Genomic DNA, 23,896 nt, shown 5'->3' with positions numbered 1-23,896 from the left:
ATGGCTCTAGTCTTCTTATTTTCAAGTTTATTTCTTATCCGCGATTCGGGTTTATTAAGCATAACGCAGATCACTCACTCTAAAAGATGGATTCATTTTAGAGTGGAATCTTGACTGGTTTATAAAGGGGTATCGACCTGTACAGTTCGTTTTTGGCGTATGCGGCGAACCAACCAGATCACGATTGCAATCACTAAGATCACCACGAAAAATGGGACTAAAAAAGCCAATACTGACAAGACTGCAGCGCCAATCCATTCCCCTGTAGATAAGATCGGATTTGCAACGCCACCTGTGGTTGCGGTAGATACGCCACGCGCAGCGACGGTACTCATTTGTACTGCTGTTGCTGTACCACCTCCGACAATAATTGCTGCCGCCCAACTGGCAAACTGTGACATTTCACCTGAACTTACTGCCATTGTAGCGATGGTCCCTGCGATCATCGCTGCAGGTGTTGAAATGGTGTCGAGGGCATTGTCTACCCAAGGAATATAGTAAGCTGCAATTTCACAAACCGTCGCAATTGCTAAGCCAATACAAACCGCAGGCATAGACAGCCATTCGAATCCTTTCATCGGTTCAAATAGTCCTAAAATGGAAGCAACACTCATCACCAATAAAGGTACAAAGACACGGAAGCCACAAGCAGCACTTAAGCCAATACCAATACACAGTCCTAATATTGTTTCCATGGGCTTCTCCGAACGGTTAAACGTACAATTTGTTTTTATAGATGCAGTGTTAAACGTTAGCAAAAAGCCCTATCGAGTGATAGGGCTTTTCTTTCTAAACAGCGGATAACTGTTAGTGTTTTGCAGCTTAGGCATTCTTATTGTTAAATTGATTGCCTTGGCATTTGGTACACGGTGGTAAACGATCAGTACCAATTTCTAAGTAGACGCGGTGTCCGCATTGAACACAAAAATAGAAGCCTGTTCCGGGTTTTTGACCAGCAGTAACCATTTTTGTTCTCCATGTGTTTTTAGAAATGGTAGATTCAGTATAACCCTCTTGTGATGAATGTCTATTGGTCATTTCGACAATTGATAATGGCATTTAGGCAAAGCATAATTTCGAATGGAAATTTTGGTGGGTTTACAGCGATTTGCTGAGCTAGTTTTCTACTTGCAGTTCGTCTACACGCAGAAATTCTTTTTATCTCTAATTTACTTTGCTTTTCGTTCTTGCGGTGGTTCGTCTACTCTTGTTTCTGCATAGAAGTCACTAGGCATTTCAGAAAGTGATTTAAATAGCTTTTCTATGTCAATGGTTTCATTTTGACGCACATTTTCTTCAATTTTATGTGGTGTCTCTTTTTCTATAGGCATTTTAAACTCCTAGTATTTAGAGCGTTCTAGTTCCATCTTAGTAAGATGGAACTAGATTAATTAAAACTAACTTCTCAGCCAGTCCACTAAATCAACAATTCCCTGATAGTCATTACAAGTGGCAGGCATCCCATTATTTAATACATCTTGCTTAAATCGAAACCATTCACTCTCTGTTTTACTAACTGTACCAAGATGAGCTTCTATTGCACCTTTTTTCCAAATCCAAATACTTTGCGCTCTCATTTTTCCATGCAATGAATCAATTAATGGTATTGCATTTGTTTCACTAGCTAAAATTTCATAAGCCTTTGCAACCGTAATATTTTGATTTTTTTGAGGTAACCCGGTAGTGGCATTTATAGTAATACCTTTTGCTTGTGAAATATTTTGTAAAATTACCTTTAGCGCTAAAATATCACTATCATTTGCTAATAAGAAATTATGAGTAATAGCCCCATTAAAACAGTAATCAAGATCACATATAGCCTTTGCTGGTAAATCCATCTCAACTAAAATTGCTAATGATTTCTGTGTATCATTAACACCACTTTGTGCCACCAAAGCATGCTTCTCCTGCCCCATTGTTAATCCTGAAATATTCTTAAATAAAAATGGTAATAATCTAAACTCTGTCTTACCTTCAGTTAAAATCACATTTTCAGCGAAAAGCAATTGTGTTGAATGAGTCAAACTAAATAACTGCTCCATCTGATGAGTTGAATTTGGAACGACATTCTGAATTGCATCAACTAATCTAGTTCTTGAATAAGTTCCTGTATTAGCATCTTTCCTGATTAATAAAGTTGTTTCTGCACCCTCAGCAGTAATCATTTGAGCTGAATGAGTCGAGATGATTATTTGATAACCATTTTTAGATAATGTTAATAATGACTCTCTTACCTGTTCAATTGCAAACGGGTGTAAATACAACTCAGGCTCATCTATTAATAACAATGTCGTAGATAATTGATTGCTACTTGTTCTTTTAATTTCAGCTAAATATTGAATTAATGCTATTTGTATTGAGCGTTGCGCTCCATGACCATAAGATTGAAAATCACGACCACTTCCTTGCCCTTCAAATACTTTTAGAGTTCCAGCTTTTATCAGATCATCAATATTAGGAGTCTCAAAATGTAATCGTACACTCATTCCAGGAAATAAATCATTTATCTTCAGATTTACCCCATTATCAATCAAGCCTATTTCACCAAATCTTTGGCTTCCTTCACTAGAAATTCTTGATTCCACTTCATTTAAATGTTGATTTAATTCAGCCTCATGAGTAGCTTTTAGCGGTGCTAAAATTTCAGCTAAAAGTTTCCCAATAGTAGTCGTCGTTTTTGATTTTGCTGCATCTTCAGCTGCATTTTCCATTGCACCAATACGAATTGGTTCAGGTAATAAAATCATAATTGCATTATCTATTCCTGTTGGATTAGGAATCCAATCATTTGATATAGAATCCCAAACGGATAATTTTATTTCTGAAACTTTTGCATTTGGTTTTTCTTGTAACCTTCTAATCCTAAGCTCACCACTAACAATTTGTTCTTCAATAGATTTTCTTTGGTTTAAAGGCATTAAATCTAGTAACTCATTAGAAATACCCTTAATCGTTGCAATTACTTCTATAGGTTGAGACTCATCGTAAAAATCTTTTTCTGAAAAACTAGATTTGCGTATTAACCATTGTATAGCTGTTAAACAATTTGATTTTCCTGCATTATTGTATCCAACTAAGGCAGTAAAAGGCTCTAACCTTAAAAAAGTTGCCTGACAAGATTTAAAATTTTTAATTGTTACTTCTGCTAAATTATGCACTTTCAGTTCACTTTAATTTAAAAAAACCCCATCACAAAGATAGGGTCTTTTTACAACGAAATCAATTATATCGGCTTAAAGTCTCAAGCTACATTCCCTTCTAAAAAGTCCTGTGCAAAGCGTTGTAACACACCACCCGCTTCATACACATGCACTTCTTCTTCAGTGTCTAAACGGCAAGTCACAGGCACTTTAATGATTTCATTTTTTCCATCTGCAGTTGAACGCTCAACGACTAAAGTTAAGTCAGAACGAGGCGCGATATTGCCAATCACGCTATATAGCTCAGTACCATCCAACTTCAAAGTTTTACGGTCTGTTCCTGCTTTAAACTCAAGCGGTAACACGCCCATACCTACTAAGTTAGTACGGTGAATACGTTCAAAACCTTCTGCCACGATCACTTCTACACCCGCAAGACGCACACCTTTAGCAGCCCAGTCACGGCTCGAACCCTGACCATAGTCCTTACCCGCAATAATGATGAGCGGCTGCTTACGGTTCATATAAGTTTCAATCGCTTCCCACATACGCATCACTTCGCCTTCTGGCTCTACACGCGCTTTTGAACCTTGCTTGATCGTACCGTCAGATCGAACCACCATTTCATTGAACAATTTCGGGTTGGCAAATGTTGCACGTTGTGCCGTTAAATGGTCACCGCGGTGGGTTGCGTAAGAGTTGAAGTCTTCCTCAGGTACACCCATTTTATGCAGATACTCACCCGCTGCCGAATCCATCATGATCGCATTTGAAGGCGATAAATGGTCTGTGGTGATGTTGTCAGGCAGAATCGCAAGCGGACGCATATTTGCAAGTGTACGTGGTGCAGCCAATGCCCCTTCCCAATACGGCGGACGGCGGATATAGGTACTTTGCGGACGCCAGTCGTATAGTGGACTTGCCGCTTTTTCACGCTCACCCAAGTCAAACATTGGGATATACACTTTCTTAAACTGCTCAGGCTTCACCGCTTCTTTCACCAATGCATCAATTTCAGCATCAGACGGCCAAATGTCTTTTAAGTAAATTGGATTACCGTCTTTGTCATTACCCAGTGAATCGGTTTCGATATCAAAACGAATCGTCCCTGCAATGGCATACGCCACAACGAGTGGAGGCGAAGCCAAGAACGCTTGTTTTGCATAAGGATGGATACGACCATCGAAGTTACGGTTACCTGAAAGTACCGCAGTTGCGTACAAATCACGATCAATAATTTCTTGTTGGATTTTTGGATCTAAAGCACCTGACATACCATTACACGTGGTACATGCATATGCCACGATACCAAAGCCCAGCTTTTCTAAATCACCGAGTACACCTGCTTCTTCTAGGTATAAAGCGGCTGCTTTAGAACCCGGTGCAAATGATGATTTCACCCAAGGTTTACGCACTAAACCTAATTCATTTGCTTTACGTGCCAACAAACCTGCCGCAACGGTATTACGGGGGTTAGAGGTATTGGTACAAGAGGTAATGGCAGCAATAATCACCGCGCCATCTGGCATTAAACCTTCTGCTTCTTGCGCACGTGCTGCTTCTAAGTTTCCTGCAATGCCTTTGGCTTTTAAGTCAGCCGTCGATACACGCGCATGCGGGTTCGATGGACCTGCAATATTACGAGTGACTTGTGATAAATCAAAACGTAGTACACGCGGGTATTCTGCCGCTGTCATATCCGACGCCCAAAGACCAATTTCTTTGGCATAGCTTTCAACCAATTTCACTTGATCCGCTTCACGGCCTGTCAAAGTCAGGTAATCAATGGTGTTTTGGTCAATGTAGAACATCGCTGCCGTTGCGCCATATTCAGGGGTCATATTCGAGATCGTTGCACGGTCACCTACAGACATGCTGTCTGCACCTTCACCGAAGAACTCTAAATAAGCACCGACGACACGTTCTTTACGCAAGAATTCTGTAAGCGCTAACACGATATCAGTTGCAGTAATGCCCGCTTGACGCTGGCCCACCAGTTCTACACCAATGATGTCTGGCAGACGCATCCAAGATGCACGGCCGAGCATCACGTTTTCAGCTTCTAGACCGCCGACACCGACAGAAATCACACCCAATGCATCAGTATGCGGCGTATGTGAGTCTGTACCCACGCAAGTATCAGGGAAAGCTAAACCATCACGGTTTTGAATCACTGGAGACATTTTCTCCAAGTTGATTTGATGCATGATACCGTTGCCCGCAGGGATCACATCAACATTTTCAAATGCTGTTTTGGTCCATTCAATGAAATGGAAACGGTCTTCGTTGCGACGATCTTCAATTGCGCGGTTTTTCTCAAATGCGTCAGGGTCAAAACCGCCAAATTCTACAGCTAGAGAATGGTCAACGATGAGCTGCGTTGGAACAACAGGATTGACTTTTGACGGGTCGCCGCCTTGGTCAGCAATCGCATCACGTAAGCCTGCAAGGTCAACCAATGCTGTTTGACCTAAGATGTCATGGCACACCACACGTGCAGGGTACCAAGGGAAATCGTGGTCTTGTTTACGGTTAATCAGTTCTTTTAAAGACTGCTCTAAGATTGCAGGGTCGCATTTACGAACCAACTGCTCTGCAAGAACTTTAGATGTATATGGGAGTTTTGCGTATGCGCCTGGCTGAATATCTTCTACGGCTTGACGTACATCGAAGTATTCTAGCTGGGTGCCTTGCAGCGGTTTACGGTAGTTGTTGTTCATAGCGTTCCTGCCCTCGGTCTTTCATTTTTTTGCGTTGTCTTTTTCATAGACAATTCATCTTTGTTCGATAGGCATACTACACTGCCGAAAACCCATTTCCCAAATCTCATATATTTCATAGAGTTAAATATAAAAATAGGGGTTTTTGAAATATTTAGTTACACTAACTTTGGAATATTCTCTCTAAATGTGAATTTTTTTGAAAAATAGCTGCAAATCCGCCTCATTCTTTAGTCTAAGAAAAATTGCACTGCATAATATTTAATCTAAATATCAACCAAATTGATTAAAAATCAGTCTTATCAATTTTAGTATTTAATAATCAAGGTATTAAATTACTTCATTAGCTCATTGCGCCTCAAAGTCACAATGTGAATCAAAACACTGTTTTATCATTTATTTCATCTTAATTCTCAATTTATCCCTATTTGCAGGGATAGCGTCGAATCACTCCTCTCTCAGATAATAAAAGCACGACATACAAGCACAGTAATTCGCTGTACTCGCCAAAATAATCACAATATATACAAAACCTTAGCTAAATAAATCAGCGACTACTGTTCTACCGTCATTATGCTTTGGGGAAAGATCATGACAAAATTTAAAACCATCATTGGGGCTGGCTGCCTCTTAAGCTGTCTCAGCTTCATTGCCTGTGGCGACAACGACCAATCGACAACAGATTCGACGATTCAAGAAGAGGAAGCGGACTCACCGACTGTCGTCTCGAATCCACCACGTTTGAAAGCCAATGCACAAGGTGAGCATGAACTGCTAATTGCCTATAAACGCCAAGCCTTATACGACCCTGAAACGGGTGAAAATGACCTATTACAGGTCAGAGGCTATCTGACTCAACCTGAACTCTGGAACTCGAAAAATAGCGATGGCAGTGTCTCTGATGTACTGGTTGGCCCACAAATTCGTGCGAAACAAGGTGACAATTTAAAAATTCATCTGGTCAATCACCTCCCTGTTGAATCGACGGAGACCTGTCCAAGTCCAGTGACCAATATTAACCAAGGGAACTGTTTTAACACCACAAATTTACATACACATGGTCTTTGGGTTAGCCCGCAAGGAAATAGTGACAACGTATTTTTGAGCTTAAAACCTCAGCAAGATTTTCATTACGAATTTAAGATCGAACCGAATCATCCTGCGGGAACATTTTGGTATCACTCGCATGTGCATGGTTCAACCGCGATTCAGGTCTCAAGTGGCATGGCTGGCCCTTTGATTATTGAGGGAGAGCGAAAACCTGTCATTCGTCAGGGGCAAATTCAGCAGACTGGAGATTTGGACATCTTATGGAAAAATCAAAAAACCCAGCAGTATGACCATGAAAAAATCATGCTATTCCAGCAGATTCAATACAATGAAGATTGCGACAGCAATTTAAGCCAAGTGAATGGTACACCCTGCATCTATAGCTTAGAAGATTATTCAAAACTCGATATACCCACCTCATGGGCGGATGAAAATCGTTTTACCAGTATCAATGGCAAAATGTTTGGTGAAATTAAGGTGGATCAGAACCAATACCACCGCTGGCGCATGATTCACGGCGGTATCCGTGACACCATTGGTTTGACCATCAAAGAACTACCTGATTCTGCGCACTTTACCGCAGAGCAAACCCTTAGTGAATGTCAAAAGTATCAAAGCAAGTCGATGTCTTCACAGTTTAAAACACTGAAAACATTACCGTTATATACCCTTGCACAAGACGGCTTGACCATGGGAAAAATCCAAAAGCAAGGGGTTGAAATTTTTCAACCGGGTTATCGCTTTGATGCCATGCTCTCCTTCCCGACCACCAATAAATACTGTGTATACGATACCAAGCTGAATCTAGAAGATGAAATTAATGCGCCTGAATCAAGTCCGTTACTTCGTCGTGCACCAGAAGAAAAACTCAATACACAGCTCCTCGGTTGGGTCAATGTGCAAGCAACTCAACTACCGCAGCAAACGCCGTTTAACTTTTTAAAAAGTCAGGCCACCCAACTAAAACTGGCACCAGAAGTGATTGCACAGCTCGAACAGGGTGATTTATCAGCCTTTATCTCTCATGCGAGTTTAATGACTGCTGAAGTCGATGAAATGCTCAAAACGATGACGAAGCAAATCACCAACTTTGACATTCTGTTCAATACAGATGGCAGCTTTAAATTTGGTATTCGTCATGCCGAAGAAGGTACCTTGATCAGCTTTGGCGATGCCTACCATGATGAAGACCATACCCACCATAGCTATGTCCGCAAGCTTCCAATCGGGCAAACTCAAGAGTGGGAGTTAAGCAGTAATGTTGCCAGTCATCCCTTCCATATTCATGTCAATCCATTCCAAGTGGTGAAAATATTGAATGAAAATGGTGTCGATGTCAGTGCGATCGGCAGCTCAGATAAAGATGGTGCAGGAAATATTGACTCGCAATATCATGGAATGAAAGGCGTTTGGAAAGATACACTCTTTGTTAAACAGGGCTATAAAATCTTTGTACGCAGTAAATACGAAAAATTTGAAGGCGACTTTGTGCTGCACTGCCATATTTTAGACCATGAAGATCAAGGCATGATGGAAACCGTGCGTATTTGTGGCGATCAATATGATTGTAATAGTGAACCGCCTTCGCATCATTCCACTATGGATATGACTGCAAGCGATATGCCTACACACAATCACTAAGACCGATCTCTGCTGTACAAAAGCCCGTATCAATATGGGCTTTTTGTTTGCCTAACACTGCGGCTTGCTGCAAAATAACATGATTAATGATATCTAAAATTTATACTGAGGCTGGTCATGACAACGTCTATGGCATTCACATCTTTTTCTCTCAACGGTGTCGATGCACAAAAATTTCTACAAGGGCAAGTGACTTTGCATGTTGAACGCCTTGAAGAAAATGCAACACGTTATACTGCAATCTGCGACCTCAAAGGCCGTATTCACTTTGGTTTATGGCTCACCAAACACAGTGCTGAAAGTTTTTCTATTGTCACTACAGCAGATCAAGCCGAAGAATTTGCCAAACATATTAAAAAATTTGGTGCATTTTCTAAGATGAAACTTGAAGAAACTGGTGCAGTTTTTCCAAGTTTAGCCGGTGATGACACGACTTTTGCTTCGGCGCCGACGGATATTGCAGCATGGGAAGTTCAAGCCATTCAAGCGGGTCAGGCCTATATTGACCAAGCCATTGAACATGTGTTCCAACCTCAAGAGTTACGTCTACATCAGCGTGAAGGCGTCCACTATGACAAAGGTTGTTATTTGGGTCAGGAAGTGATTGCACGTTTATGGTTTAAAGCCAAACCGAAAGCTTGGTTGCATGCGATTTCAGGTACAGGTACTGCTCCTGCACAAGGCGAACAGCTGAATAAAGGCGTACAAGTGGTCAATAGCGCGGCTGTTGAAAATGGTTACGTGGCTTTAGTTGTGGCACGCCTAGAAGCTTTAGAAGAGTTAGATGTAACTGTTTTAGCCTTGCCTGAAGCATTAAATGGTGATGTGGCACGTCCTGCTTAAGCATCTTAATTTTTAAATAAGAGCCAAATTACAAAAGCTGTTTGGCTCTTATTCTGATTACTATTTAAAATTACAACAAACTATAAAGATTTATAAAAATGCTCATCCCTTTCCCATTTCGCTTTTTCTTATTAAATTGCCTCATTCTCTTCAGTTGTTTTATATCGCCAAATATTTATGCCGAGATAAATTCAGCGGTATTGGAAGAGCTAAAAAATAGCAATGTGGTCGATCAAACCAACTCGCTTTCCCGCGATGAAATTGTCCAGTTAAAAAAGCAAAACGAGCAGCTTTATCAGCAAAAGCATATCGACTTTAAAATTTTGATGATTCCCTCGACCAATGGAAAAGCTATTGATCAATATGCACTTGAGATATTCAATAAACTTAAAATTGGCAATGAAAAGCTCGATAACGGCTTACTACTTTTGGTTGCAAAAGATGATCGTAAAATGCGGTTCGAGGTAGGTTATGGTTTAGAGGGAGATTTAACTGATATAGAAGCTGGGCGCATAATTCGACACACCCTCGCTCCAAATTTCCAAAATAATGACTATTTTAATGGCTTTAAAGAAACACAAAAAAAGTTACTAGATAAATCAATTACTCTTGGTAAACCTAAAAACGAAGATCAAAAAATAGATCACATTCTAAAAACAATAGCTGGAATATCTCTATCATTCTTATTGTGTATCCCACTCTATTGGTGTTACACAAAAGTGATTATTAAATTTGGTACTAATGGTGCCTTAGGTGCTTTTATTGGACTCCTTATCTTTGAAATTTTTATTCATCTTTTGATTTTTGGTTATTTAAATTTTGGAAAAATTGCATTTTTACTTTGCGCATCTATTCCTCTTTATGCCCCTTTTATGTTGACTATATTTCTTCCCTTCAATGAACCATACAGATTACTTAAAACTATTTTATACAGCTTACCACTTCAGATTTTTGCTTTATTTGGCTTCGGCATTTTTTACTTCATCGAATTCTATCCTCAAATATCATTCATTATATTAAAATCCATAACCACTTGTTTTATTTTACTTTTATTAAGATATGCAGTGTTTTTATATCGATTCAGAGCAGGGACTGAAAATACCTATCTCACCGCTTTTTATAATCAATATTTACAAGAAAAAGCACGTCAAAAAATGTTGGATGAACAATATGAGCGTTTAAATCCTTTCAATAAAACGAGCGAATCAAGTCAGTCTTCTTCCTCTAGTTACAGCTCTTCATCGTCAAGCAGCAGTTCTTCATCAGGAAGCAGCTCAGGCGGCGGCGGCGCATCGGGTTCATGGTAATACCTAAAACGACGTGACGATTAAAGATTAATTTTTTTAAATCCAATCACTCAAAGCCAAAGCCTAAAAACTTTGGCTTTTTAATCACTCATTTTTTCCCTCACATAATAAATCACCCCTGCCCGATCATCTGAAAAATAAAAAGATTTTTCATCGATCTTATAAATATCAGCAGGTCGCCCATACACCTTTTTACCGACTAAAAAACCATCCATAAAGGTTTCAAGTTTTTGTCCTTTACGCATAATTGCAATTTGATAGCCATGGCCAATCGCTTCGTCGGTAGAGCCATGCAAGGCCACTAAAAATGCATTTTTAATGGTGGCATCTGTGTCTGGATGATCAAAATAATCAAAACCCAGTGCTGAGGAATGCGAAGGGAAATAAGCATAGGGCGATGGAACATTTTTACAGCCTGATGCACGTTTAAATTTAGCATCCGCCAAGACTTTGCCCTGCCATGAATAACATGCGGGCCAACCATAATCGACATCCTGTTTTAGCGCATAAAAAGTTTCATCTGGCTTTTTACTTCCCAAATGATCAGAACCTTGATTAGTTGCAAATAGAAATCTACCGATCCATTTTAGACCAACAGCATTACGCAAACCTGTCGCATAAATCCGTTGCTCTGAACCATTAGGATTCATCTCGATGACGGATGCTCGCACTTTTTCTTTTTCTACACAGGCGTTACAACTCGAGCCAACCGACACATAAATCTTTCCATTTCCACCGACTGCAATCGTCCGCGTCAGATGCCAACCGCCGTATTTATAACTCAAACCATAATCAGGAAATGTCGCTAAAACTTCAGCCTTACTCGAAGGCTGAGTTTCACCTCTGTTGAATTTTTGCCGTGTCAGTTGGTGCGTTTCCGCCAAATAGAGCCAATCCTGTCCTTGAGCATCGGTATAAAACTGAACTGAATTTGGATTTCTCAAACCGGTCAGATAAGGAATGATTTTGCCAAATTTACCTGTGTCAGCATTCCAATCATCCAATATATATACAGTACCTTTTTTATTATCTGTTAGATCATACATATCCGTGACAAACATTCTGCGATCAGGTGCTTGCGCTAAAAAACGAACACGTTTGAGACCTTCGGCAGCAGGAATAATTTCATACTGCGCAGGCAAATTTAATGAAAACTGCTTGCCATTTTTTAAATGGATTGGATGCGGTACAAGCTTGGGTTGTTGAGCCCAACTGGTCATTGAACAGACGAAACCAAGGATCAAGATGGCGCTTATTTTTATCATATTTAAATACATCTCAATGAATCATGTATATCTGTATTCATCATAGATGCCTTGTATCTATTTTATTCAATTTATATTTTTAGAAAATATTATACTTTTGAAAATAAAGATTTTTTAAATTACATACGCTGTTGCAGTACACAACAATCAAAAATAAGGAGGAACTTTATTCCCCCTCACGTTTTCGTTTTTAAATCATGATCTTAATCAAAATCCATGAAACAACTTATTCATGTCTTTGCATACATATTCTTTAAAATGATAGGCGCGCGCATGTTTGGCATCAAATTTAGCTTCTAAATCGCCTTTTTTGAAAATATAAACACGATCCTCTTTACTGACTAAAAACTCTGCACCCAGTTTCATCAAAAGCGCATCAATTTTATCTTCATCTGCAATCGATTCATCTGCATTAATTTTATCGTAATTGCGTTTAATGCCTTTAATAAACATCGCGCTGCCTCTGAGAAAATAACAATGCGCGATTAAATCAGAGTCCTGCTTTTTTGCAAAGGCTTTTGATGCAATAAAGTCATGGCATTTAAAGTGCTAACGGCAATCAACATTATTTTATAAAAACGCTTTAAATCACAATTCCTCACTTTACATTTACGTAAATCTACCTATGATGTAAAAACCGACAAAAATAACCACCAAAACACATAAATGGAATTATGTGCATGATTTAAAAAAGGTTTTAAGATGAAAAAAATCCTACTTGCAAGCATTTTGGCAATGAGCACTCAATTCGCTTTTGCTGAAACTAAAACAGATGCCGTCGATCCTGAATTTGCTAAAGTGGAAGCCATGGTCAAGGCCAAAGATATGAATGGCGCCTACCAAACACTGAGCAAGCTTGCAGCAAAAGGTAATGCTCAGGCCATTTATAATTTGGGCTATCTTACTCAAACAGGTCAAGGCGTAGCGAAGGATGAGAAAAAAGCCATCCAACTCTATGAACAGGCTGCAGCCAAAGGCTACCCTGTTGCTAACTATGTTTTAGGTAAAAATTATGCAACGGGCACACTGGGCTTAAAACAAGACACCAATAAGGCCAAACAATATTTAGAACGCGCATCTTCGGCAGGTTTTGACGATGCCTCCATCGACTATGCCATTTTACTTTTTGCAGAAAATAAACCTGAGTCAGATAAATTGGCACTCAGCAAACTTGATCCGCTGATTAAAAAAGGCAACTACCCTGCGATTCATGCCAAAGCACTTTATGACATCAGTGCGGGCTTTAAAGCTAAAAATGAAAAGCCTATTCAGCAAGGTCTAAATAGCATTCAAGAGTTAGCAAAAAAAGGCTATGTCCCTGCATTGATGGCGGTGGGCAATATGTTTGTAAATGGCAATATCATCCCGCAAAATTTGCCTGAAGCTAAAAAAATATTCAGTGCATTAGCCAAAGAAAATATTCCACAAGCCAAAGAATCTTTGGCAACCGTGGATAAAATGATTGCTGAACAAGCCAAAGCACCTAAAGCCAATGCGAAAAAGAGTTAATTGAGCATTAAAAAAAGCCCTGCACATGCAGGGCTTTTTCATGGGTTTAAGCAAATCTTGAGCTGATCAAAATCACGCCCACCACAGACTGATTAATACACCTGTTACGACAAAGCCCAAGATAGTACTCATCAACAAAGGCGTTAAGGTCTTTTCATTTAAGCCATAAACTTGTCCAAGCATGGCAAAAATCGTCGGCATCGGTAATGCGGCAATAATCGTCCCTGCATATAACATCTCTTGGCTGACATCGGTCAAATAACGTAAGCCTAAATAAGTCAGTAAAGGCATCACCAAGTTGCTTGAAATCACCAAATAGAAGCTCTGAGCATTCACATACTTTAAGCTCATACCGACAATCCCTCCACCAATTGCAAACAGTGCCAGTGGTGAAGCCGTTTGACCTAACATCGCTAGTACATCATTGATTTGATGAGGCAAACGAATTTGGAAAATTGCAAACCCAATCCCTAGCATTACCCCTGCAAAGAGTGGATTTTTTAACAGGGTCATTAAGGTATTTTTGATGATGTCGCCAATATTGGCTTTTTGCTGTGAACTTCCTAATTGCGCAAGGACCAGTACCGTTGGAATCAGCAGCACACTTTCAATAATGACGATTAGTGAGGTATAGGTCATCGCATTTTGACCGACCAACAAGCTTAGCACTGCAGTGCCAATTAAGCCTGTATTTGACATGCCAGCGCCTAATGACAGTACCGCTGTTTGCGACATATTATTTTTAAAATGTGTCGACAATAGCCAATAGGCCATACCATACAGTAAAAACGTGACTCCGGTATAAACAAAGAAATAGCCGGGATACCAAATTTGATGCAAATCTTTAGAAGCTAATGACTGAAAAAACAAAGCCGGCAGTGCAATCTTAACCACAAATGCACCAATGGTTCCGACCTGTTCTTTACTCAATAAACTGCATTTTACAGACAGATATCCCAAGGCCAAAAGAAAAAAGATTGGACCAATCACCTCAAAGACCATACGAAATATCCTGTGTAATAGACTCTGCCATCCACACCCTCAACCTGAGAGTGTAGATCGGACGCTATAAATTTTGAAAATTAGAAAGCCGTAAATTGACTTCTTTGTGCATGCGGCTGACAGCGTAAGTACTGCGGAGAAATTTTTAGGTTTTCACCGAGTTCAGCAGCGGCATGCCATGGCCAACGCGGGTCATATTGAATTGCACGAGCAAGACCAATCGCATCTGCCATGCCATATTGTAAGATGCCTTCGGCTTGCATTGCTTCGGTAATTAAACCCACAGCAATGACGGGAACCTGAACGGCTTGCTTAATGGCTTCAGCAAAAGGCACTTGATAACTGGCTTGTAATTGAATTTTTTGCGCAACATCTAAGCCGCCACTAGAAACATGAATATAGGCTGTGCCTAGTTGTGCAAGCGCTTTTGACAAGCCAACAGCCGAGTCTAGATCCCAACTCGGTGCTTCAGTATATTCCATCCAGTCAGTTGCGGAAATACGTACCCCAATTGGATAATCTTCAGGAACGGTATTTTTCATGGCTTGGAACACTTCAAGCGTCAGCCGAATGCGATTTTCCAGACTGCCACCATATTCATCGCTACGCTGATTCGACAATGGCGACATAAATTGATGCAGCAAATAACCATGTGCGGCATGTAACTCAATTAAGTCAAAGCCTGCATCTACCGCTCGTTTTGCTGAATCGGCAAAGTCTTGAATGATCTGCTGGATTTCATCTCGACTTAAAGCATGGGGTGCATGATCTGTGACATTAAAGGGCAACTCACTTGCTGAAACAGTTTGCCATCCTTGAGGGTGATCTGGGGGTAATTGTCCACGTCCTGCCCAAGGTTTATCTGTCGATGCCTTACGACCCGCATGTGCCAGTTGGATAGCAAATGGCATAGGTGAAAGTGATTTCACCTTGGCCAATAGTGCCTTCATCTGTGCGCGTTGCATATCATTCCAAAGGCCGAGGTCTGCATAGCTAATGCGCCCCTCTGCCTGCACAGCCGTTGCCTCGACGATACAAAGTCCGGCACCTGACAAAGCATAATTCGCCCATTGTTGCTCATGCCAATAGCTTAACTCCCCTTGCTCATTGGCAGAATATTGACACATGGGTGCAATCACGATTCGATTACTCAGCCCCAATGTTCCAAACTGAATTGGTTGAAATAACAACGCCACATTACTCTCCTTTTAGAAGGCTTTGGTCACACTTAATCCTGCACTCCAATTCAAACCATCTGCGGGTTCAAAGAAGCGTCCGTTTCCATCATTGACGATCACTGAACCGACATAGTTCTCATCAAACAAATTATCTGCACGTACATAGGTTTTGACTTTCCAATCTGCTTGTTTCCACACATAACCTGCGTTGGCAGAAACCACGGTATAGCTCGACGCGGCATCACTGTTGGCATCATCGACATAGACTTTATCCATATAGCGAACATCTAGGCCGGCATTAAAGCCAATATCTGGCTGCCAATTCAGTGCGGCAAACGCTTGGTTTTTGGCGATACCCGGTATATAAGTGCCTTTGACGACATCACTGTCAGGAATTGCGGCATCAAAAGTGGCATCGATATAACTGTAGCTTGCTTGCGCGCTTAAATCTCGCCATAGCTGTTTATTCCACGAAAGCTCAACACCTTCACGTAAGGTTTTATCGGCATTTTTATAGGTTGCTCGACCATTGATACTTCCTGCAGAGACGATGTCATCTTGAGTTTTGCTTTGGAACACCGCTGCAGTGAAATTCCCCCATACATTTTGTGATTTAAGCCCAAGCTCGTAGTTATCGCTACTGGCTGGTTTTAAATCAAAATTCATGCCGTCATCTTTAGAATAGGCCATTTCTGTAAAGGTTGGTGTTTCAAAACCTTTGGCATAACTGGCATAGGCATTCAGTTGAGGCGCAATATTCAAGCTTACTGCTGCTGAAGGTAAAACTTTGTCAAAGTCAGTTTTACCGCTGTCATCCTTATTTAAACCCACGACATATTTATCGTCAGATTCATAATGAACATTGCTATATCGTAGCCCTGTATCTAAAGTCCAATTAGGTAAAAAATTCCATGAAGCTTGTACATAGGGATCTAAATTCCACAAGGTGTTATTTTCATTTCGACGAATATTGCCTTTCTTGCCAAAATTTCCATTGGCATCAAAATTTTCATAGCCCTTACGGTCTTCATCCATATAATCAAAGGCAAGGCCTACAGTTAAACGCGTATTCGGCAAGAGGTCTTTGCCTGTCCAGCGAATATCTGTTCCATAATAATCACGGCTAAAATCAATCACACCACCTGCATGGCGCGCATTATTTTGTGGATTTTTGGGGATGGACTGATACTGCACCACATCACGTTGCCCCATATACACCATTGCATTGAGTTCATGCTGCTCATTCAATGGTTTTTTCCACGTCAACCCAGTTTGAGTTTGGCTAATTTCCTTACGTACATCATAGGTATTATTGGCATCATTAACTTGTTTCGGATTTTGACGCAATTGCTCCCGATTCAGACCTTGTGGATCATCGGCATTGATATCCACATGATTCACAATCCAATTGACCTTGGAACCATCATCCAAATCCCACGTCAGTTTTGCATTGCTGAGTACCTTATTTGCAGCACTATGATCACGGTAGCCATCGGTTTCAAAATAAGAAGAACTCACAACATAGCTAGGTTCATTGGCCTGTTCTGAGCCACCTTGCAGCACAATATCAGCACGACTTTTATGATGACTGCCGCCCGAATAGCCGAGTTCGATAGAGTCTTTTCCAGTACCTTGCTTGGTTGTTGTTAAGATCGCCCCACCCGAAGAGTTACCGTATAAAGAGGAAAATGGCCCGCCCAATACCTCGATATGATTTAAGCTACTCATATCGATATTTGATGTCTGTCCCTGACCATCCGGCATGGTCGCAGGGATTCCATCAACATATAAACGGATACCACGCACACCAAATGTTGAACGTGCGCCAAAGCCTCGCATAGAGAGTTGCAAGTCTTGTGCATAGTTTTCACGGTTATTCAGTTGTAGTCCGGGCACACCTTTTAAGGTTTCGGACAGATTCACTCCAGTATTGTTATTATTTTCAGCCTGCTGTACACGGTATACCGATGCAGGTGTTTTTAACCACGTGGTATTGGTTCGTGGTGCTTCAATGGTAATCTCAGGAAGTAAAACAGGTTCCGTAGAACCTGTTTCTGCATACAGCTGTTGGCTAATACATGCCGTCAGGCAAAGTAAATGTGTCTTAAATGATGTGACGTTAAATTTACTTTGCATAGAGCACCTATTTTGACATTAGAAGATTACCTTAGAGCTTAAACCAATTAGGAAAGCATCATCAACTCGATTTGTTGAGCCTGGGTTAATCACATATTGTAAACTAGGGCGAATCATCAACCATTTCGTCGGGTTATGGCTATAGTTCAACTCGACATTATATTCTGCACTTGCATCAAATTTCTCAGCAGAAAGTCGATCATTGACATGTACACGGTTCACGCCCAAGCCAACCATATCGTTAGGTAAACGATCGGCCAATCCAATGTATTTCAAACCCAACTGCTGTGAGTTATCAACTTTTGTGGTGACACGATCATGCCAAGTAAAATTGGCAAAGCTATGCAAACCACGTTTGCCTTCACCTGTAGACGTTAACTGTTGCTCAATCGCTACCCAACCACCAAAGGTACGATCTTCAGCTTCACCCGAAATAATGTCTTTTTGATTTTTTACATTATCTGCAGTGTTGTACATCGCACCAAAGCGGTAGCTGCCCGGTAAGCCATTCACCAATGCTTTCGGTGTCCAAATGATTTCTACAGGAATAGTTACACCATCGGCATCATCGGTATCCAAATTCCAACCATGGCGTTCCAAAGCATTTTCAGGGTTGTATTCATACACACCCGCTTGTACAGCAAGTTCTGGGCTAAGCTCTTGCTTCACACGTGCGCCCCACTGTGAAACTGGGGTATTCATCCAAATATTGCCTTGCCATTTACCCATTTGCGCAGCGCAAAACGCAGTACTGGCAAAGTCACAGCCCATCACGTTAAAGTCCATGCCCAAACCTAAACGGCCTGCTTTAATGCTTAAGCCTTGCTGTTTAAATTGCTTTTCAATAGACAGTTCAGATAAGCGAGTTTTCTGATTACCACGACCAAAATTGGCTTGTGCATTTGCCAATTGAGGAACATCCCCTTGCAAATCACGAACTGAGGTACTTTGACCTTGACGAGCAGTCATTACAGCACGCACAGTCACGCCATCCCAACCTGCAAGTTTTTCCATATCAAGCTGTGTACCTAACCACAATTGGCTGGCTACCGTTGCTGAATGTCCCGGATTACGACCGCCATCGGCAAGATAGGCAGCATCAGCAGCAATATTGGCCTCAAACTTCACACCTTGTTGTGCAAGTTCGTTACGTTTACCATCCCAATCCCCGAGCATGTACTGATCTTTAGTGTCGAATGCTTCTGCGGCGTGAACATGTGTCATGGCTGCTGCAACAAATGCAGGTAGAAGAGCTAGACTGTATTTTTTCATGGTAAAACCTAAATCTGGAGAGAGTCTCTAGACAAGCCACATGGCTTGAAATCTAATGTCACAAAAATTACATAATTTTTCACGTTCTATCTCAGCATTATTTTTATCATTCACAAAACTTTAATTTATCAATAAGTGACTTTAAATAAATCTATTGTTATGTAATATTTTTAGTGATTATTTTTCAATATCTTATATATCTATTAATTCAATTGTTTAACTTCTGATCGCTTTTTCAAACTCATTATTGTGACTTGTTGGTTTATTATTCTCACAATTAATAATCAATAACCTATTCATACACTCCCTTAGGCCGCGATGAAACTTGCATTCTGTAGGGCTAGACCCAATAGTATGCATAACTTGAATGATCCATTGCTTCGACTTTTATGCCTGAATTACCAGAAGTAGAAACCACTAAAACCAGTTTATTGCCATTATTGAATGAAAAGGTTCTCAAAGTTGAGGTTTTTCAGTCGAGCCTGCGTTGGCCTATTCCTGACGACATTCAAAAACTCGTCGGACAAAAGCTGCTTCAGCTCAGCCGTCGATCAAAATATATTTTGGCTGAATTTGAACAGGACAGCATGTTGTGGCATTTGGGCATGTCTGGCAGTTTTCGGATTTGTGAAGGTCATGAAGCATTACGAAAGCATGATCATCTGGTGATTCATTTTGAAGATATGCAATTACGCTATCACGATCCACGCCGTTTTGGCTGTATTTTATGGTTAGATGCATCATCTCAAAGCAAACTGATTGACACGCTTGGCCCTGAACCGCTGAGTGATGACTTTAATGCTGAATACTTATTCCAAAAATTTAAAAATAAGCAGACCAGTATCAAAGTATCGATCATGGACAATCACATCGTAGTCGGTGTGGGCAATATCTATGCAACGGAAAGCTTATTTAACTTAGGCATACACCCTGCGCAGCCTGCATCAAGTTTGAGTTTTGAACAAGTTGAAAAAATGGTCATCGAAATCAAACGTATTTTAAAACAGGCAATTGATTTAGGCGGTTCGACGTTACGTGATTACACCAATGCGATGGGCGAAAATGGTTATTTCCAACAAACTCTGCTCGCCTACGGACGTGCCGGTGAAATGTGCATCAACTGTGAAACCATCTTGCACAATATCAAACTAGGGCAACGTGCATCGGTGTTTTGCCCAGAGTGTCAGCCTTTAAAAAAGGTTAAAATGCTGACTAAGAAAACCGTGAAAGGAAATAAAGCATGAAGTCTGCGATTGTTCGCCACATATTAGTCAAAGATAAAGAACTATGTGAGCAACTGAAAAAGAAAATCAAAGGCGGTGCGGACTTTGCCAAAATTGCAAAGCAGCATTCGACATGCCCTTCGGGTAAAAAAGGCGGTGAGCTTGGCGACATTAAAAAAGGCCAACTGGTTGGTCCAATTGATAAGGCGGTATTTACCCTACCCGAACGTGAACTGCATGGTCCGATCAAAAGCCAATTTGGCTGGCATTTATTAGAAATTAAGTTTCGGATGTAACATAGCACCCACATTGAACATGCTATAACGAGTATATCGCGAATATGTGCTTTTCATCTTAAAGCACATAATCCCAGTATTTTTTTCAATCGTTCAGAACATTGGCTGGCGGTTTTCAATCATATAATATAAATCATAGCAACCAGATAACATTGCACTAAATCAATTCTACTTAATAATAAATAAAGGACATTCCATTGGGCTATTACAACTATTTTCGTCTTGGCACTGTCGATACAACAGATTTTACAATCATTCGAGGTGAACGAAAGCATGCACTTATCCAAGCATTATATGATGATCAAGATATGAACCCTCATGGTGAAGTCCAGTTGGCACTAGATTTAGATGGGAATCGTAACGATGAATCAAAATGGTATGATGCGATACAGCAAATTAGCAAATTATCCAAAAATCCCCCTTTAGTCTTATTTATATTAGGTCAACAAGCCTGCGCACCCGAATCACCTGAAGAAGCAAATGAAGTATTTACAGGCATTCGAAATGGCATTGTTTTTTCGACATCAGAACCTAAGTTTATGAAAATGACGCCTCAACAAAATTCACAATAAAAAACGGCGCTTTAAGCGCCGTTTTCACTGCTAAAGGATTAACCTTTACGTTTTAATTCATCACGAATTTCACGAAGTAATTCGATATCTTCTGGAGTCGCCTCTGGAGCTGGCTCTTCAACTTTTTGACGGCGCAATTTGTTCATCAATTTCACTAACCAGAATACGACCCATGCCAAAAGCAAGAAGTTGATTAAGATAGTTAAGAAGTTACCGTAAGCCAAAACATTAAGGCCTGCATCCTGTGCTGCTTTTAGCGTGGTTAAATTGTTTGGGTTATCGCCCAATACTAAGAACCAATTTGAATAATCAACGTCACCACCAAGGATCCAAGAAATAAAAGGCATGATAATGTCTTTTACCATGGAATCGATGATTTTACCGAAAGCACCACCAATGATGACACCGACAGCCAAGTCCATCACGTTGCCTTTTACGGCAAATTCTCTAAATTCTTGAATAATACTCATGTGATCTCCAGAAATTTTTTCAGCTTTAATTTTGTGACGAAGTATACATTATATCTGTATAACTATTTCCACCTAATTTACTTGGTTTATATTAGATTCTAAATACCATGTATAAAAATTCACACAAAACATTTTTGAATTTGGTAATACATTCTATTAAAAAGGATTTATCAAAATTATGCATGTCGAATTAAATGAATAAAGTCATTCAATTTTTGCATTTTTATTCAAAACACCCACGCATAAAAAAACCGCTAACCTAAGTCAGCGGTTTTTTTGAAACTGTAAAATTAACCGTTACGGTTACGTTTACGTTCGTTTTCAGTCAACCAGCGTTTACGGATACGGATTGACTTAGGTGTTACTTCAACTAATTCGTCGTCTTCAATAAATTCAAGCGCTTGTTCAAGCGTAAATTCAATGTGCGGAACGAGAGTCAACGCATCATCAGTACCAGAAGCACGTACGTTAGTTAACTGTTTCGCTTTAGTTGGGTTAACAGTCATGTCGTCTGAACGCGAGTTAATACCAACGATCATACCTTCATAAACTTCTAACTGAGGTTTAGCGAATAGACGGCCACGGTCTTGTAAGCTGAATAGCGCATAGCCCAAGCAAGTACCTTGAACCATAGAAATCAACACACCGTTTTGACGTTTCGCCACAGTACCTTGTTTCATAGGACCGTAGTGCGAGAAGCTTGAAGTCATGATACCTGTACCTGAAGTCATAGTTAAGAATTCAGAACGGAAACCAATCAAACCACGTGAAGGAACTGTTGCTTCAATACGGATACGGCCTTTACCGTCAACTTCCATATTGGTCATTTCACCTTTACGGTGACCCATTTGTTCCATTACAGCGCCTTGGTGCTGCTCTTCAACGTCAAACGTTACGTTTTCGTATGGCTCTTGTTTTTCACCATCAATTTCTTTGATGATTACTTGTGGACGTGATACGCCCATTTCGAAGCCTTCACGACGCATGTTTTCAATAAGAACTGAAAGGTGAAGCTCACCACGACCAGATACTTTGAAACGGTCAGGACTGTCAGTATCTTCAACACGTAATGCTACGTTGTGAATCAATTCGCGATCTAGACGTTCACGGATATTACGTGAAGTTACGAATTTACCTTCTTTACCAGCAAACGGTGAGTTGTTTACTTGGAAAGTCATCGATACTGTAGGTTCGTCTACAGAAAGTGCAGGTAAAGCTTCAACTGCTTTTGGATCACAGATTGTGTCAGAGATATGAAGTTCATCAATACCCGTTACACAAACGATGTCACCAGCAGAAGCTGATTCAACATCGATACGCTCTAAACCATGGTAACCCATGATTTTTAAGATACGACCGTTACGTGTTTTACCGTCTTTGTCGATTACAGTTACAGGAGTGTTTAATTTCACTGAACCACGTTGAATACGACCAACACCGATAACACCTACGAAGCTATTATAGTCAAGTGAAGACACTTGCATTTGGAATGGACCGTCAACGTCAACCGCTGGGGGTTCAACGATGTCTACAATTGTTTCGAACAATGGAGTCATGTCTTCAGCAAGTTCTTCTGGAGATGGACCAGCCACACCACGAAGACCTGAAGCATATACAACTGGGAAGTCTAACTGTTCGTCAGAACCACCAAGGTTGTCGAACAAATCGAATACTTGGTCAATTACCCAGTCTGGACGAGCGTTTGGCTTGTCGACTTTGTTAATAATTACGATTGGTTTCAAACCACGTGCGAACGCTTTTTGCGTTACAAAACGAGTTTGTGGCATTGGGCCTTCTTGAGAGTCAACAAGAAGAAGTACGCAGTCAACCATTGACATTACACGTTCTACTTCACCACCGAAGTCGGCGTGTCCCGGGGTGTCCACGATATTGATACGGTATTCAGTATCAGTACGTTTGTCTAACCATTTGATTGCAGTGTTTTTTGCAAGAATGGTAATACCACGTTCGCTTTCAATAGCGCCCGAATCCATTACACGTTCGATCTCGCCTGCGCGATCGCCAAGAGCACCTGATTGCTGTAAAAGTTTGTCTACAAGAGTAGTTTTACCATGGTCGACGTGCGCGATGATGGCAATGTTACGGAGAGTTTTAATATCTGACATGTGAATTCGATACGCCTAAAGTTTGAGGGCAAATTATACAGAAAAAATATAGATTTTAGTAGTGACAGTTTATTGACAATCGCATTTTTTTTGACGACTGGCACGCTTTTGGTTTTGTAAAGCTGTGTAAACAGATTAGAATAGCG

20 protein-coding genes are annotated in these 23,896 nt (G+C 40.6%); 7 read left to right on the top strand and 13 right to left on the bottom strand.

Annotated features, from left to right (window positions below; translation table 11 throughout):
• Positions 1-119 precede the first annotated feature (119 nt).
• The 5 genes from FTT76_RS00360 to acnD all read right to left on the bottom strand — a co-directional run bounded on the left by FTT76_RS00360 (position 120) and on the right by acnD (position 5,860).
• Positions 120-695 carry a DUF4126 domain-containing protein gene (locus tag FTT76_RS00360; RefSeq protein ID WP_111884815.1) on the bottom strand — a complete coding sequence of 192 codons (576 nt, stop codon included), beginning with the start codon at positions 693-695 and terminating at the stop codon, positions 120-122.
• Between the two features lie 127 nt (positions 696-822).
• Entirely contained in the window at positions 823-1,038 is a 216-nt protein-coding gene (locus tag FTT76_RS00355) for a hypothetical protein (RefSeq protein ID WP_111884814.1), read from the bottom strand.
• Between the two features lie 131 nt (positions 1,039-1,169).
• The gene (locus FTT76_RS00350) at positions 1,170-1,331 is read right to left on the bottom strand and encodes a hypothetical protein (RefSeq protein ID WP_180008476.1); all 162 of its coding nucleotides are present in this window, start codon (positions 1,329-1,331) and stop codon (positions 1,170-1,172) included.
• A 66-nt stretch (positions 1,332-1,397) separates the two neighbouring features.
• Positions 1,398-3,158 (bottom strand): ATP-binding protein, encoded by a 1,761-nt coding sequence (locus FTT76_RS00345; RefSeq protein ID WP_180008478.1) that lies wholly within the window; start codon positions 3,156-3,158, stop codon positions 1,398-1,400.
• 83 nt (positions 3,159-3,241) lie between these two features.
• Positions 3,242-5,860, bottom strand: a complete 2,619-nt coding sequence (acnD, locus tag FTT76_RS00340) for a Fe/S-dependent 2-methylisocitrate dehydratase AcnD (RefSeq protein ID WP_180008480.1) — start codon at positions 5,858-5,860, stop codon at positions 3,242-3,244.
• A gap of 591 nt (positions 5,861-6,451) precedes the next feature.
• Between acnD and FTT76_RS00335 the strand changes: the two genes are divergently transcribed.
• The 3 genes from FTT76_RS00335 (at position 6,452) to FTT76_RS00325 (ending at position 10,701) form a co-directional block, all read left to right on the top strand.
• Complete coding sequence (locus FTT76_RS00335; RefSeq protein WP_180008482.1) at positions 6,452-8,551, top strand: multicopper oxidase family protein; 2,100 nt, start codon at positions 6,452-6,454, stop codon at positions 8,549-8,551.
• 117 nt (positions 8,552-8,668) lie between these two features.
• The gene (locus tag FTT76_RS00330; protein ID WP_257224250.1) at positions 8,669-9,394 is read left to right on the top strand and encodes a folate-binding protein YgfZ; all 726 of its coding nucleotides are present in this window, start codon (positions 8,669-8,671) and stop codon (positions 9,392-9,394) included.
• A gap of 98 nt (positions 9,395-9,492) precedes the next feature.
• On the top strand, positions 9,493-10,701 hold the full coding sequence (locus FTT76_RS00325) for a YgcG family protein (protein ID WP_180008484.1): 1,209 nt from the start codon (positions 9,493-9,495) through the stop codon (positions 10,699-10,701).
• 80 nt (positions 10,702-10,781) lie between these two features.
• Here FTT76_RS00325 and FTT76_RS00320 read toward each other — a convergent pair whose 3' ends face one another.
• Entirely contained in the window at positions 10,782-11,966 is a 1,185-nt protein-coding gene (locus FTT76_RS00320; RefSeq protein WP_180008486.1) for a sorbosone dehydrogenase family protein, read from the bottom strand.
• 207 nt (positions 11,967-12,173) lie between these two features.
• Complete coding sequence (locus tag FTT76_RS00315; RefSeq protein WP_078191141.1) at positions 12,174-12,419, bottom strand: hypothetical protein; 246 nt, start codon at positions 12,417-12,419, stop codon at positions 12,174-12,176.
• Between the two features lie 249 nt (positions 12,420-12,668).
• Here FTT76_RS00315 and FTT76_RS00310 point away from each other — a divergent pair, with 249 nt between their 5' ends.
• Positions 12,669-13,475: a tetratricopeptide repeat protein gene (locus FTT76_RS00310; RefSeq protein ID WP_078191142.1), complete on the top strand. Its 807-nt coding sequence runs from the start codon at positions 12,669-12,671 to the stop codon at positions 13,473-13,475.
• A gap of 72 nt (positions 13,476-13,547) precedes the next feature.
• Here FTT76_RS00310 and FTT76_RS00305 read toward each other — a convergent pair whose 3' ends face one another.
• From FTT76_RS00305 to FTT76_RS00290, 4 genes are all read right to left on the bottom strand, one after another.
• On the bottom strand, positions 13,548-14,477 hold the full coding sequence (locus FTT76_RS00305) for an AEC family transporter (RefSeq protein ID WP_180008488.1): 930 nt from the start codon (positions 14,475-14,477) through the stop codon (positions 13,548-13,550).
• An 80-nt stretch (positions 14,478-14,557) separates the two neighbouring features.
• Positions 14,558-15,673 carry an NADH:flavin oxidoreductase/NADH oxidase gene (locus tag FTT76_RS00300; RefSeq protein WP_180008490.1) on the bottom strand — a complete coding sequence of 372 codons (1,116 nt, stop codon included), beginning with the start codon at positions 15,671-15,673 and terminating at the stop codon, positions 14,558-14,560.
• A 12-nt stretch (positions 15,674-15,685) separates the two neighbouring features.
• The gene (locus tag FTT76_RS00295) at positions 15,686-17,791 is read right to left on the bottom strand and encodes a TonB-dependent receptor (RefSeq protein WP_180008492.1); all 2,106 of its coding nucleotides are present in this window, start codon (positions 17,789-17,791) and stop codon (positions 15,686-15,688) included.
• Positions 17,792-17,809: 18 nt separating this feature from the next.
• Positions 17,810-19,063: a carbohydrate porin gene (locus FTT76_RS00290; protein ID WP_180008494.1), complete on the bottom strand. Its 1,254-nt coding sequence runs from the start codon at positions 19,061-19,063 to the stop codon at positions 17,810-17,812.
• A 389-nt stretch (positions 19,064-19,452) separates the two neighbouring features.
• Between FTT76_RS00290 and mutM the strand changes: the two genes are divergently transcribed.
• From mutM to FTT76_RS00275, 3 genes are all read left to right on the top strand, one after another.
• Positions 19,453-20,307 carry a bifunctional DNA-formamidopyrimidine glycosylase/DNA-(apurinic or apyrimidinic site) lyase gene (mutM, locus tag FTT76_RS00285; RefSeq protein ID WP_180008496.1) on the top strand — a complete coding sequence of 285 codons (855 nt, stop codon included), beginning with the start codon at positions 19,453-19,455 and terminating at the stop codon, positions 20,305-20,307.
• The gene (locus FTT76_RS00280) at positions 20,304-20,582 is read left to right on the top strand and encodes a peptidylprolyl isomerase (protein WP_078192338.1); all 279 of its coding nucleotides are present in this window, start codon (positions 20,304-20,306) and stop codon (positions 20,580-20,582) included. Before mutM ends, FTT76_RS00280 begins: the two co-directional genes overlap by 4 nt.
• 197 nt (positions 20,583-20,779) lie before the next feature.
• Positions 20,780-21,154: a hypothetical protein gene (locus FTT76_RS00275; protein ID WP_180008498.1), complete on the top strand. Its 375-nt coding sequence runs from the start codon at positions 20,780-20,782 to the stop codon at positions 21,152-21,154.
• Positions 21,155-21,192: 38 nt separating this feature from the next.
• On the opposite strand, the gene mscL is transcribed toward FTT76_RS00275, so the two are convergent.
• On the bottom strand, positions 21,193-21,624 hold the full coding sequence (mscL, locus tag FTT76_RS00270) for a large conductance mechanosensitive channel protein MscL (protein WP_078192339.1): 432 nt from the start codon (positions 21,622-21,624) through the stop codon (positions 21,193-21,195).
• A 290-nt stretch (positions 21,625-21,914) separates the two neighbouring features.
• The gene (gene typA, locus FTT76_RS00265; RefSeq protein WP_180008500.1) at positions 21,915-23,750 is read right to left on the bottom strand and encodes a translational GTPase TypA; all 1,836 of its coding nucleotides are present in this window, start codon (positions 23,748-23,750) and stop codon (positions 21,915-21,917) included.
• Positions 23,751-23,896: the final 146 nt, after the last annotated feature.

Source organism: Acinetobacter sp. YH01009, assembly GCF_013420765.1.
Lineage (GTDB): Bacteria > Pseudomonadota > Gammaproteobacteria > Pseudomonadales > Moraxellaceae > Acinetobacter > Acinetobacter amyesii.
This window is presented reverse-complemented; position numbering and strand designations above follow the sequence as displayed.

Excerpts from the sequence above, each read along its gene's own strand:
- FTT76_RS00290 (WP_180008494.1), bottom strand. The coding sequence starts at position 19,063 with ATGAAAAAATACAGTCTAGCTCTTCTACCTGCATTTGTTGCAGCAGCC.
- FTT76_RS00320 (WP_180008486.1), bottom strand. The coding sequence starts at position 11,966 with ATGATAAAAATAAGCGCCATCTTGATCCTTGGTTTCGTCTGTTCAATG.
- acnD (WP_180008480.1), bottom strand. The coding sequence starts at position 5,860 with ATGAACAACAACTACCGTAAACCGCTGCAAGGCACCCAGCTAGAATAC.
- FTT76_RS00350 (WP_180008476.1), bottom strand. The coding sequence starts at position 1,331 with ATGCCTATAGAAAAAGAGACACCACATAAAATTGAAGAAAATGTGCGT.
- FTT76_RS00310 (WP_078191142.1), top strand. The coding sequence starts at position 12,669 with ATGAAAAAAATCCTACTTGCAAGCATTTTGGCAATGAGCACTCAATTC.
- FTT76_RS00315 (WP_078191141.1), bottom strand. The coding sequence starts at position 12,419 with ATGTTTATTAAAGGCATTAAACGCAATTACGATAAAATTAATGCAGAT.
- FTT76_RS00280 (WP_078192338.1), top strand. The coding sequence starts at position 20,304 with ATGAAGTCTGCGATTGTTCGCCACATATTAGTCAAAGATAAAGAACTA.
- FTT76_RS00335 (WP_180008482.1), top strand. The coding sequence starts at position 6,452 with ATGACAAAATTTAAAACCATCATTGGGGCTGGCTGCCTCTTAAGCTGT.
- FTT76_RS00355 (WP_111884814.1), bottom strand. The coding sequence starts at position 1,038 with ATGACCAATAGACATTCATCACAAGAGGGTTATACTGAATCTACCATT.
- FTT76_RS00330 (WP_257224250.1), top strand. The coding sequence starts at position 8,669 with ATGACAACGTCTATGGCATTCACATCTTTTTCTCTCAACGGTGTCGAT.
- FTT76_RS00360 (WP_111884815.1), bottom strand. The coding sequence starts at position 695 with ATGGAAACAATATTAGGACTGTGTATTGGTATTGGCTTAAGTGCTGCT.
- FTT76_RS00305 (WP_180008488.1), bottom strand. The coding sequence starts at position 14,477 with ATGGTCTTTGAGGTGATTGGTCCAATCTTTTTTCTTTTGGCCTTGGGA.
- mutM (WP_180008496.1), top strand. The coding sequence starts at position 19,453 with ATGCCTGAATTACCAGAAGTAGAAACCACTAAAACCAGTTTATTGCCA.
- typA (WP_180008500.1), bottom strand. The coding sequence starts at position 23,750 with ATGTCAGATATTAAAACTCTCCGTAACATTGCCATCATCGCGCACGTC.
- FTT76_RS00325 (WP_180008484.1), top strand. The coding sequence starts at position 9,493 with ATGCTCATCCCTTTCCCATTTCGCTTTTTCTTATTAAATTGCCTCATT.
- mscL (WP_078192339.1), bottom strand. The coding sequence starts at position 21,624 with ATGAGTATTATTCAAGAATTTAGAGAATTTGCCGTAAAAGGCAACGTG.
- FTT76_RS00295 (WP_180008492.1), bottom strand. The coding sequence starts at position 17,791 with ATGCAAAGTAAATTTAACGTCACATCATTTAAGACACATTTACTTTGC.